We start from the raw sequence: 11,988 nt of genomic DNA on the forward strand, positions 1-11,988 counted from the left end.
CCGCCCGATGAGGCCGCACGTCATGCTGTCGGTGGCCGTCAGCATCGACGGGTACATCGATGACGCGAGCCCGGATCGGCTGTTGCTGTCCAACGCCGCCGATTTCGATCGGGTCGACGCGCTGCGCGCCGAGTCGGACGCCATCCTGATCGGCGCGGAAACCCTGCGCCGCGACAATCCACGGCTGCTGGTCAACAGCACCGATCGACGGCTGCACCGGGTGGCATCGGGCAAACCGGACCATCCCGTGCGGGTGATCGTCACGGCCGGTGGCGATCTCGATCCCGAACTGCGCTTCTTCCACAGCGGCGGCGAAAGGCTGGTCTACACCACCGATTCCGGCGCCGCCCGCCTCGGCGCGCGGCTGGACGGCCTGGCCGAGGTGGTATCGCTGGGCGCGGCAATCGATTTCGGGGCGCTGCTGGACGATCTGGGCAAGCGCGGACTGGAACGCCTCATGGTCGAGGGCGGCGGCTCCATCCACACCGCCTTCCTGTCCGGCGGCCTGGCCGACGAGATCTGGATGGCCGTCGCACCGCTGGTGGTCGGCGATCCGGCCGCCCCGCGCTTCCTCGGGCCCGCCGCCTTCCCGGGCGGCCCCAACCACCGCATGCAACTGGCCGATGTGGGCCGCATCGGTGATATCGCGCTGCTGCGCTATCTGCCGAAGGAGGATTCCGATGCCGGATGAGACGCGGCTGGATCGCGGCTGGATGCGGCACGCCATCGGGCTGGCGCGGCTGTGCCCGCGCAGCGAGACCGCCTTCGCGGTGGGTGCGGTCATCGTCGGCGCGGACGGCGTGGAGATCGAGCACGGGTGGTCGCGGGAGACCGACGAGAAGGTGCATGCCGAGGAGTCGGCGCTGAACAAGCTGGATCCCCGCGATCCGCGCCTGCCGCACGCCACGCTCTACAGCACCCTGGAACCCTGCTCGCAGCGCGCGAGCCAGGATCGGGCGCCGTGCACGGATCGCATTCTGGCGGCGGGGATTCGGCGGGTGGTCATCGCCTGGCGGGAGCCCGGCACCTTCGTGGACAACTGCGTCGGGGTGGAGCGGCTGCGCGAGCACGGGGTCGAGGTGGTGGAGCTGCCGGATCTGGCGGAGGAGGCCATGTCGATGAACCGGCATCTGCGCCTTTAGATTTCAATCGGCAAGGTTTCACATGAAACAACGAGGGTCCGCGGCGCTTGCCGCGGACCCTCGTTTCTCGTCATCGAATTCGGCTCACGGCGGGCCGAGCGACAGCACGCCGGTCGTGATCGTCACCGTCTGGGTCTTGCCCAGCGGCGAGCCCGCCGTCGGCTGCTGCGCCAGGATCCGCCCGACCTCGCCCGCGTTCAGCGTGCTCATGGTGTTCTGGCTCATCTGACCGTTCCAGCCCTTCTGCCGCAACATGTCCACGGCCTGCGCCGGGGTCAGGCCGCGCAGGTCGGGCATGGTCAGCTGGTCGCCGCTGGAGACCTGGACGGTGATATTGGAGCCCTTGTCGACGCTGGAGCCCGCGGCCGGATTGGTGGCGATCACCGTGCCCTTGGGCTGGTTGTTCGGAACCTCCTGGACGGTCACCTTGAGTTGCGCGGTGTCCGACAGCGTCGACTGCGCGACATCGATGGACTGGCCGACCACGTCGGGCACCCGCACCTTCTCCGGACCGGTGCCGATGGTGATGGTGACCTGGCCGTCGGAGTCGATCTTCTGGCCGCCGTCCGGGGATTGCGCGACGACCTTGTCCTTCTCGTCGACGCTGGAGGTCTGCTTCTTGATATCCGGGTTCAGCCGCAGCCCTTGCGAGTTCAGGGTCTGCTCGGCCTGCTGCTGGGTGAGGCCGGCCAGCTTGGGCACCGGCACCTGCTGCGGTCCCGCCGACACCAGCACGGTCACGGTGCTGCCCTTGTCGACGCGCGAACCGCCCAACGGCTGGGTGGCGATGACATTGCCCTGCGCCACCTTGGGATCGTTCTTCTGCTGGATGGCGACCGTGAAACCGGCCTTCTCCAGATCCCGTTGTGCCAGTTGGTAGTTCTGATTCGCCACGTCCGGCACCGCGACCTGATCCGGATGCGAGCCGCTGACCAGCATCCACACCAGCCCGGCCACCGCCGCGATCGCAGCGAAGGCGAGGATGGCGATGAGCGCGGTGCGTTTGCGCGGACTGTCCTCGACCAGTTCCTGTTCGGTGGTGTCGTCGCGGCGTTCGACGGTGCGGTAGCTGCGCGGCGGCGGCAGTTCGTCGTCGAAGCTGCGGTCCTCGTCGGTCATGATCATGGGCGCGGTGGGCTTCTGCCCGCCCAGCACCCGGATCAGGTCGGCGCGCATCTCGGCCGCGGTCTGATACCGGTTGGCCGGGTTCTTGCTCATCGCCTTGAGGATCACCGAATCGAGTTCGCGCGGCACGCCCGGATGCACCTGCGACGGCAGCCGCGGATCCTCCCGGACATGCTGGTAGGCCACCGCGACCGGCGAGTCGCCGGTGAAAGGCGGTTCGCCGGTGAGGATCTCGTAGAGCACGCAGCCGACCGAGTACACGTCCGAGCGCGCGTCCACCTGCTCGCCGCGCGCCTGCTCGGGCGAGAGGTACTGGGCGGTGCCGATGACGGCGGCCGTCTGGGTCATGGGGTTGGAGCTGTCGGCGATGGCCCGGGCGATGCCGAAGTCCATCACCTTCACCGCGCCCGCGCGGTTGATCATGATGTTGGCGGGCTTCATATCCCGGTGCACGATGCCGTTGCGGTGCGAGAAGTCCAGCGCCGCACACACATCGGCGATCACCTCCATGGCGCGCCGGGGCGGCAGCGGACCCTTGCCGCGCACGATGTCGCGCAGGGTGTCGCCGTCCACGTACTCCATGACGATGTAGGGCAGCGGGCCGCCGTCCACCTCGGCCTCGCCGGTGTCGTACACCGCCACGATGGCCGGATGGTTGAGCGCCGCCGCGTTCTGCGCCTCACGCTTGAAGCGCAGGTAGAACGTGGGGTCGCGGGCGAGGTCGGCGCGCAGCACCTTGATCGCGACATCGCGGCCGAGCCGCAGATCCCGGGCCTTGTGCACCTCGGACATGCCACCGAACCCGATGATCTCGCCCAGCTCGTAGCGGGAGGAGAGGTTCTTCGGGGTCGTCATGGCAATCCTTGCTGCGGGACTGTGGATGAATAGGGGTCCTGCGTGTAGAGCGGCCCGCGATTACTGCCCGGACTCACCCCGCCATTGGGGACGGCGCCGCCGGGATTCGCGCCCGGAGTCACTGGCCATGATGGTATGTCGCCCTGCTGCCACGGCCACTTATTGGTGGTGGTCGGCTTCTGCGGCGTGGTGGTCGGCGCCGTGGTGGTGGGCTTCGGCGGAGTCGTGGTGGTGACCGGCGGCGGTGTCGTCGTCGGTTCCGGCGTGGTGGTCGGCGGCGGTTCGTAGGTGGTGACCGGGGGCGGCGGCACCGGCTTTTCCCTCGTGGTCGTGGTCGGCGGGGGAGTGGTGGTGGTCGGCGGGACCACCGGCGGGGCCACCACGGCACTGGTCTTCGGGGGCGGCGTGGAGTCGTGGGTGTTGCTGCTGGCCAGCACGATGCCGATACCCGCGATCAGGATCAGCACGCCGACGGCCAGACCGGCCATGGCCTTCTGGCCGTTGGTGAAGCGCCCGGACGAGCCGTCGTCGGCGGGCCCGGTGAAGGTCATCGGTCCCACGGGCGTGCGGGGTCCGGACATGACCGTGGTCGAGGTCGCCGGGGCGGCGGGCGGCTGCCGCATCGGTTGCGGCGGAGTCGGATAGCGCGTGGTGGCCTGATCGGACCGGGCGCCCGGAATGATCATGGTCGGCCCGGGCGGCAGCACCCGGGTGGCCCCGGTCATGGGCGTGACCGGAATACCGCCGGGCGGCGTGGGTCTGCGCCCGGAACGCACCGCGGCCACCGCGTCGGCGAATTCGCCGCCGTCGGTGTAGCGCTGGCTCGGATCCTTGGCCATGGTGATCTCGATCAGCTCGCGCACATTCGGCGGCAGATCGGCCGGCAGCGGCGGCGGGGCCTCGCGCACATGCTTCATGGCTACGGTCAGCGCGCCGTCACCGGTGAACGGCCGCGCGCCCGAAAGCGCCTCGTAGCCGACCACACCCAGCGAGTACACGTCCGAGGCGGCGGTGGCGTCCTCGCCGGTGGCCTGCTCGGGCGCGATGTACTGGGCGGTGCCCATCACCATGCCGGTCTTGGTGACCGGGGACGCGTCCACGGCCTTGGCGATGCCGAAGTCGGTGATCTTCACCTGACCGGTCGGCGTCACGAGGATGTTGCCCGGCTTCACATCCCGGTGCACCACACCCGCGAGATGCGCGACCTGCAGCGCGCGGCCGGTCTGCTCGAGCATGTCCAGACCCTGCGCGACCGAGAGCCGGTTGAGCCGTGAGAGCACCGCGTTGAGCGGTTCGCCCTGCACGAATTCCATCACCAGGTAGGCGATCTCACCGCCGGACGGGTCCTGCGTCTCGCCGTAGTCGTAAATGCTCGCGATGCCGGGGTGATTGAGCTGCGCGGTGGTCCGCGCCTCGGTGCGGAACCGTTGCCGGAAGGTCGGATCGGTGGAGAATTCCGCCTTGAGCACCTTCACCGCGACCCGGCGGTCCAGCCGGGTGTCCAGCGCTTCCCAGACCTGGCCCATGCCGCCGGTGGCGATAAGCCGCTGCAGCCGGTACCGGTCCGCGATCATCGCACCGTTGTTCAGCATTCGTGACCCCGTCTACCTTGCACCTTCATATCGTTCAGCCCCCCAGCCCGGCGTCCAACACCGCCCGCGCGATGGGCGCCGCCACCGATCCACCGGTGGCGGCCAGTGCCCGGTCGCCGCCGTTCTCCACGATCACCGCGATCGCGATCTTCGGGTTCTGCGCGGGGGCGAAGGCGATGTACCAGGCGTGCGGCGGCGTATTGCGCGGATCGTCGCCGTGCTCGGCGGTGCCGGTCTTGGACGCGATCTGATACGACCGCGGCTGGGTCCCTCCCTGCGTGTTCTTCTCCGACTCCAACATCAGATTGGTGACCTGGGTGGCCACCTGCGGGGTGACCGCCTGGCCCACCGAGGTCGGCTTGGTGGTCTCCAGCGTGGACAGGTCGGGCGCCTGCAGCTGGTCCACCAGATACGGCTTCATCCGCACGCCGCCATTGGCGATGGTGGCCGCCACCACCGCGTTGTCCAGCGGGGTGAGCGCGACATCGCGCTGCCCGATGCTGGACTGCGCCATGGCCGCACTGTCGGGAATGGTGCCGACGGTGCTGTCCGCCCACGGGATCGGAATGTTCGGGTGCTGGGTCCCGATGCCGAACGCGTTGGCCTCGTCCTTGAGCTTGGCCGCCCCCACCTTCATACCGAGCTCGGCGAAGGCGGTGTTACACGAGTACTTGAAAGCCTCGGTGAGAGAAGCGGTTTGGCCGTCGCCGGGACCGCAGTGGCTGCCGTTGTAGTTCTCCAGCGTGGTGGCGGTGTCGGGCAGCGTGATGCGCGGCGCGGCGGTGAACTGGTCGTCGGGCTTGGCGATGCCGTTGGACAGCGCGGCCGCGGTCACGATCACCTTGAAGGTGGAGCCCGGCGGATAGGTCTGCGAGACAGCGCGATTCAGCATCGGCTGGCGCGGATCCTGCTGCAGCTGCTCCCAGGTCTTCTGGGTGGCCGCGCCGTCGTGCCCGGCCAGCAGGTTCGGATCGTAGGAGGGCGTGGACACCATGGTCAGGATGCGCCCGGTGCTGGGCTCGATGGCCACCACCGAACCGGTCAGGTTCTTGGCGGTCAGCTGCTCGTAGGCGACCTTCTGCATCACCGGGTTGAGCGTGGTCACCACATTGCCGCCGCGCGGATCCCGGCCGGAGATCATGTCGATCAGCCGCCGCCCGAACAGCGCGTTGTCCGAACCGTTGAGCACCGAGTCCTCGGCGTGCTCGAGCCCGTTGCTGCCGTACTGCATCGAGTAGTAGCCGGTGGCGGGCGCGTAGGCCAGCGGATCGGTCGGGTAGGTGCGCAGGTACTTGTAGCGGTCGTCGGTGGCCACCGAACTCGCGAGCACGGTGCCGGAGGCGGAGATCTGACCGCGCTGACGGGCGTACTCGTCCAACAGGACTCGCACGTTGCGGGGATCGTTGCGCAGGCTGTCGGCCTTGAACACCTGCACGTAGGTGGCGTTGGCCAGCAGCGCGACGATCATCACCATGACCGCGAGCGCTACCCGGCGCAGCGGCGTGTTCACGCGGCACCCCCCTCTACCTTGCGCAGCAGTTGCGTCGACGCGTCGGCGATCGGGGCGACCGGCTCGACCCGCTTGCGCGCGGGAGCCGGCCGCCGCGCGGCATCGGACACCTTGATGAGCAGACCCAGCAGCACGTAGTTGGCCAGCAGCGAGGAGCCGCCGTAGGACATGAACGGCGTGGTCAGACCGGTCAGCGGAATCAGCTTGGTGACACCGCCGACCACCACGAACACCTGGATGGCGATGGTGAACGCCAGGCCCGCGGCCAGCAGCTTGCCGAAGCTGTCGCGAATGGCCAGCGCGGTGCGGATGCCGCGAATGGTGAACACGCAGAACAACATCAGGATGGCGGTCAGCCCGATCAGGCCGAGCTCCTCACCGATGGCGGAGATGATGAAGTCGGTCTTGGCGAAGGGCACCTGCGAGGGCCGCCCGCTGCCCAGCCCGGTCCCGGCCAGTCCGCCGGTGGCCAGCCCGAACAGCGACTGCGAGATCTGATAGCCGGTGTTGGAGTAGTCGGCGAAGGGGTGCAGCCAGGTCTCGACCCGCACCCGCACATGCCCGAAGGCGTTGTAGGCGAACACGAATCCGATCGCCAGCAGCGCCATGCCGACCACCACCCAGCCCACCCGCTCGGTCGCGATGTAGAGCATGCACAGCACGGTGCAGAAGATCAGCAGGCAGGTGCCGAGATCCTTCTCGACCACCAGCACGCCCACCGACACCACCCACACCAGCAGGATCGGTCCCATATCCCGCATGCGCGGCAGTTCCATGCCGAACACGTGCTTGCCCGCGCCGGTGAACAGGTCGCGCTTGGACACCAGCACGCCCGCGAAGAACACGATCAGCGCGATCTTGGCGAACTCGCCGGGCTGAACACTGAAGCCGGGCAACCGGATCCAGATCTTCGCGCCGTTGACCATGGAGTACCGGTCCGGCAGCAGCGCGGGCAGCGTCAGCGCGATCAATCCGATCAGGCCGAGCGTGTAGGCGTAGCGGGCCAGGCTGCGGTAGTCACGCAGCACGATCAACAGCCCCATGAAAACCACCATCCCCAACCCCGTCCACAGCACCTGCTGGTTGGCGTCGGGGGAGGGGATGGGCAGGGAGGCGAAGGCGGCGTCCTGTGCCTGCGCTAGGTCGACGCGGTGAATGACCACCAGGCCCAACCCGTTCAGCAGCGCCGCGATCGGTAGTAGGAGTGGATCCGCGAAGGCCGCGAACCGCCGCACCGCCAGATGCGCGACACCGAACAACGCCAGGTACGCGGCACCGAGCTTGGCGATCTCCCAGGTGATCGCCTGCTCCTGACTGGCCTCCACCAGCACCAGCGAGACCGTGGTGATGACGGCCGCCAACCCGAGTAGCAGCAACTCCACATTGCGCCGGGTGACGGGTGGCGGCGCAGGAGCGAATCCGCCGGGTGGACTGGGGAAGGCCCCAGTGGACGGCGGTGCCGGTGCGGACATCAGTCCGCCGTCCTGCAGTTCTGCCCCGGAGTCTGCGGAGCCGTGGTGGTGGTGACAGGAGCGGTCGGCTGATCGGACTTGTGGGGTTCGAGCTGATGGTTCTCGCCGGTGCGCTCACCGCCGGTGAGGCCGCCGGGCACGGCCGGGGTGGTCGGCGCGGCGGGCGTGGTGGTCACCGGGGTGCCGGGCTGATTCGGGTCGGCGGGCGGGGTGGCCGGAGGCGTGGAAGGCGGAGTGGGGGCCTGCTTCTCGCACGGCGGCAGCAGTTCGGTCTGCACCAGATTGCGGATCTGCTTGACGGCGTCGTCGCGCGAGCCCGGCGGCAGGCCCTTGTCGACCGAGTCGCGGCCGCTGGGGCGCAGATCGTTGCGGGTCAGCTGCGCGCAGCCGGTGGGAAACTTGTCGCCGGGACCGGCCAGCGTCAATTCGCCGGCGCGCGTGACACATCCGACCTGATCCACATCGCGGATCGAGTAGCCCAGCACCGAGCCGGGCAGGCCGCGCAGCACGACCACCTTCTCGCCGTCCACGCCGACGTAGTAGTTGCTGCGAATCATGTTGTAGCCCACGGTCAGACCCGCGCCGACGGCCACCAGCAGGGCCAGCGACAGCGCCAGCCAGCGCAGCTTGTGGCTCTTCTTGGGCGGTTCGGGTTCGGCCTGCTGGACCGCGCGGCGCGGGGTGGCGCGCGGCGGCCGCATGGCGGCGGCCCGGCCCGCGGCGGTGTTCGGCGGGGGCGTGTCCTCGTCCTCGCCCGACGCCGCGCCCGCCACGATCGGATGGCTCTGGCCGTAGTCCAGATCGATGACGTCGGCGACCACCACGGTCACGTTGTCGGGACCGCCACTGCGCAGGGCCAATTCGATGAGCCGGTCGGCCGCCTCGTCGGTGGTGCCCTCGCGCAGGGTGTTGGCGATGGTCTCGTCGGACACCACGTCCGAGAGACCGTCGGAGCACAGCAGATAGCGGTCCCCGGCCCGGGCCTCGCGCACCACCAGGGTGGGGTCGATCTCGTTGCCGGTGAGCGCGCGCATGATCAGCGAGCGCTGCGGATGCGTATGGGCCTGCTCCGGGGTGATCCGGCCCTCGTCCACCAGCGACTGCACGAAGGTGTCGTCGCGGGTGATCTGGGCCAGCTGACCCTCGCGGAGCATGTAGGCGCGGGAGTCGCCGATATGCGCGAGGCCGAGTTTGCGCCCGGCGAACAGGATGGCGGTGAGCGTGGTGCCCATGCCGTCGAGTTCCGGCTCCTCCTCGACCTGGTCGGCGATGGCGGCATTGCCCTCGTGCACAGCACGATTGAGCTTGCCGAGCAGATCGTCGCCGGGCTCGTCGTCGTCCAGATGCGCCAGCGCGGCGATCATCAGTTGCGAGGCGACCTCACCGGCGGCGTGGCCGCCCATGCCGTCCGCGAGCGCGAGCAGTCGCGCACCTGCGTAGACGGAATCCTCGTTGTTGGCCCGGACGAGACCGCGGTCGCTACGGGCGGCGTAGCGGAGAACAAGTGTCACGATCGCAGCTCGATCACTGTCTTGCCGACACGGACGGGGGTGCCGAGTGGAACTCGCACCGGAGTGGTGACCTTCGACCGGTCGAGGTAGGTCCCGTTGGTGGAACCGAGATCCTCGACGTACCAGTCCTCACCGCGCGGCGACAGGCGCGCGTGGCGGGTGGAGGCGTAGTCGTCGGTGAGAACCAGTGTGGAGTCGTCGGCGCGTCCGATCAGCACCGGCTGTGAGCCGAGTGAGATGCGGGTACCGGCGAGAGAACCCTGAGTCACCACGAGATATTTGGCGCCCTTCTGGCCCCGGCGAAAAGATGGGAGCACCGCGGAACCGCCTGCGGCCCGAGGCGCGACCCGAAGGCCGGAAGCCGCGTAGATATCGCTGCGCAGGGTCCGGAGCACCGCCCACACGAACAGCCACAACAGCAGCAGGAACCCCGCACGGGTCAATTGCAGGATCAGTCCCTGCACGGTGCTCCACCTCCTGTTCGACCGTGTCGTAGGTACGGGGCAGTTACGGAGGTATGGCTCCGTGACCCCCAACCGGTGTCTTGCTGGTCAGCGTCGGTGCGTTGCTGCATAGCGCGGCCATGCTCCGCCGCGAGTGTTGGCAGCATCATAGGGCCGACGACCGGTTGCGATCACGATACGACCGAGGAATTCCTAGCCATATCGTGACCTGCACCGCGAGCTTACGGGATCAGACGATCCGGATCAGGATCTCGGAATGTCCGGCGCGGATCACATCCCCGTCGGCCAGCTGCCAATCCTGGACAGGTGACCCGTTGACCAGCGTGCCATTGGTCGAACCCAGGTCCGAGAGCATCGCGGTCTGGCCGTCCCAGCGAACTTCGATGTGCCGCCGCGAAACTCCGGTATCGGGCAGCCGGAAGTGCGCGTCCTGGCCGCGGCCGATGATGTTGCTGCCCTCGCGCAGCTGGTAGGTGCGGCCGGAGCCGTCGTCCAGCTGCAGCGTGGCCGAGTAGCTCGAGCCGGCGCGTGCCGGGGCCGCGCCGTAGCCGCCCTGCTGCCCGTAACCCTGCTGGCCGTAGCCCTCCTCGGCGTAGCCGCCCTGATCCGGGTACTGGTCGTAGCCCTGCTGGCCGTACCCCTGCTGCTGGCCGTAGCCCGGCTCGGCGTAACCCTGTTGGCCGTAGCCCTGGTCGGCGTAGCCCTGCTGGCCGTAACCGCCCTGCTGCTGCCCGTAGGCCTGGTCGGCGTAGCCCGGCTGCTGGCCGTAGGCCTGATCGCCGTAGCCCTGGTCGTAGCCGTGCTGCTGCTGCCCGTAGGCCTGGTCGGCGTAACCGGGCTGCTGGCCGTACGCCTGGTCGGGCGCGCTGTAGCCCGGCTGCTGGCCGTAGCCCTGCTCGGCGTAGCCGCCCTGCTGGCCGTAACCGCCGCCCTGCTGCTGGTTGTAGTCGTAGCCGTTCTGGTACTCGCCGTAGCCCTGCTCGGACTGGCCGTAGCCGCCCTGCTCGTAGCCCTGCTGACCGCCGCGGCCGTAGTCGCCGTAACCCTGCTGACCTTGGCGGCCCGCAGGCGGGGGCGCGTACCCGCGGTTCCGCGGATCGGACTCCGCGGGCTCACGGCTTGGGTCGTAGCCTGAGTTCTGCGTCATGGGGCCAGCTCCTGGTTGCGGGTTGGGTCGTTGTGGGCGTTCAGGACCCGGTGACGGGCCTGCCCGCCCACCCGCGTCCGGATCCACCCGGCCGCGCGTCCTGAACTGTCCGGTGTGCAGCGTAGGGGATGCCTCGAACTCCACGTGCACTTCGCCGTAGGTCTGCCACCCTTGCTCACGGATGTAGTCCTGCAGATGTTTGGTGAATGCACGCTTCGTGAGCTCGTAATCCTGCGAGGCCAGATCGCGATCCGGCTGTCCCTCACCCTGGACGAGTTGCCGGAGATCGGACTCGTTGATGGTGATGACATAGCTGTTGGGAGCCAGCAGGTGCCCGCCGCCGAGATCCTGGATATGGTCGGCGGCCTCACGCTGCAGCGCGGCCTCGACCTCTTGAGGGACGACGCTCCCGCCGAAGACGCGGGCGAAAACGTCCCCCACCGCCCCCTGGAGACGGCGTTCGAATCGAGAAACGATTCCCATAGACCCCTCCCTTCTGTGGCGTGCGGGGTTGCGTCCTAGAAAGCAACACGCAGACGTGGCGTGTCGCCGCAGGGACACGTTGATTGCATGATATCCACGATCGTCCACACCTGTAACTCTTGGCGACGGCCCTGGGTTCCCGTGTCTTGGCGACATCACGGCATCGCGTTCGAACCCCCGATAACCAGGCGATTTCGTTTTGGCGCAAACCTCGTGATACGTTTCTTCCCGTCGCTCGGGCGAGTGGCGGAATGGCAGACGCGCTGGCTTCAGGTGCCAGTGTCCGTAAGGACGTGGGGGTTCAAGTCCCCCCTCGCCCACCATGAGGAAGGCCCTCGATCCACACGGATCGGGGGCCTTCTTCTTTTGTGTCCCGGGTGCGTGTCGCGAGCCCGTTCCGCGGGAACCGTGAAAACCCCACGTCGAAGGTGATGTGACGAAGATCGCACGCCCTGGTCGGAGGGGGTCGCGGAAGGCGTTGCCGGAGTGCGATTTCGGGCCCTCGGAAGGGCGAAAATCGTTTGCCGGGAGATGCCGTCTGGGGTATGCGTCCGATTACTGGCGGCCATTGCCTGATGATCATTTAGCGAAACCCGCATCAAACAAACTTGAGGTTTGTTTGGGTGATGGCGACCCGTTGGCAATCGGACTGAGCTGCGACGAAACACCAGGTTAACGCGGGTTGAA

At 68.3% G+C, this 11,988-nt stretch carries 9 protein-coding genes and 1 tRNA gene; 3 read left to right on the forward strand and 7 right to left on the reverse strand.

Annotated elements, in window-relative coordinates:
• Nucleotides 1–7: 7 nt before the first annotated feature.
• Entirely contained in the window at nucleotides 8–691 is a 684-nt protein-coding gene (locus ACAM49_RS00255; protein WP_369633392.1) for a RibD family protein, read from the forward strand.
• Nucleotides 681–1,142, forward strand: a complete 462-nt coding sequence (locus ACAM49_RS00260; RefSeq protein ID WP_369633393.1) for a dCMP deaminase — start codon at nucleotides 681–683, stop codon at nucleotides 1,140–1,142. Before ACAM49_RS00255 ends, ACAM49_RS00260 begins: the two co-directional genes overlap by 11 nt.
• Before the next feature lie 84 nt (nucleotides 1,143–1,226).
• On the opposite strand, the gene pknB is transcribed toward ACAM49_RS00260, so the two are convergent.
• The 7 genes from pknB to ACAM49_RS00295 all read right to left on the reverse strand — a co-directional run bounded on the left by pknB (nucleotide 1,227) and on the right by ACAM49_RS00295 (nucleotide 11,301).
• Nucleotides 1,227–3,122, reverse strand: a complete 1,896-nt coding sequence (gene pknB / locus ACAM49_RS00265; protein WP_369633394.1) for a Stk1 family PASTA domain-containing Ser/Thr kinase — start codon at nucleotides 3,120–3,122, stop codon at nucleotides 1,227–1,229.
• Nucleotides 3,119–4,714 (reverse strand): protein kinase, encoded by a 1,596-nt coding sequence (locus ACAM49_RS00270; protein WP_369633395.1) that lies wholly within the window; start codon nucleotides 4,712–4,714, stop codon nucleotides 3,119–3,121. The genes pknB and ACAM49_RS00270 overlap by 4 nt, the downstream gene beginning before the upstream one ends.
• 34 nt (nucleotides 4,715–4,748) lie before the next feature.
• Nucleotides 4,749–6,224, reverse strand: coding sequence for a peptidoglycan D,D-transpeptidase FtsI family protein (locus ACAM49_RS00275; RefSeq protein ID WP_369633396.1), 1,476 nt, complete (start codon nucleotides 6,222–6,224; stop codon nucleotides 4,749–4,751).
• Complete coding sequence (locus ACAM49_RS00280; RefSeq protein ID WP_369633397.1) at nucleotides 6,221–7,696, reverse strand: FtsW/RodA/SpoVE family cell cycle protein; 1,476 nt, start codon at nucleotides 7,694–7,696, stop codon at nucleotides 6,221–6,223. Before ACAM49_RS00280 ends, ACAM49_RS00275 begins: the two co-directional genes overlap by 4 nt.
• Nucleotides 7,696–9,207, reverse strand: coding sequence for a PP2C family serine/threonine-protein phosphatase (locus ACAM49_RS00285; protein WP_369633398.1), 1,512 nt, complete (start codon nucleotides 9,205–9,207; stop codon nucleotides 7,696–7,698). The genes ACAM49_RS00280 and ACAM49_RS00285 overlap by 1 nt, the downstream gene beginning before the upstream one ends.
• Nucleotides 9,204–9,671, reverse strand: coding sequence for an FHA domain-containing protein (locus ACAM49_RS00290; RefSeq protein WP_040802230.1), 468 nt, complete (start codon nucleotides 9,669–9,671; stop codon nucleotides 9,204–9,206). Before ACAM49_RS00290 ends, ACAM49_RS00285 begins: the two co-directional genes overlap by 4 nt.
• 229 nt (nucleotides 9,672–9,900) lie before the next feature.
• Nucleotides 9,901–11,301 (reverse strand): DUF3662 and FHA domain-containing protein, encoded by a 1,401-nt coding sequence (locus ACAM49_RS00295; protein WP_369633399.1) that lies wholly within the window; start codon nucleotides 11,299–11,301, stop codon nucleotides 9,901–9,903.
• A gap of 237 nt (nucleotides 11,302–11,538) precedes the next feature.
• On the opposite strand from ACAM49_RS00295, the gene ACAM49_RS00300 reads away from it, so the two are divergent.
• A tRNA-Leu gene (locus ACAM49_RS00300) sits at nucleotides 11,539–11,624 on the forward strand.
• The last annotated feature ends 364 nt before the right edge of the window (nucleotides 11,625–11,988 follow it).

Origin of the sequence: Nocardia sp. JMUB6875, from assembly GCF_041154655.1 — a bacterium.
GTDB lineage: Bacteria > Actinomycetota > Actinomycetes > Mycobacteriales > Mycobacteriaceae > Nocardia.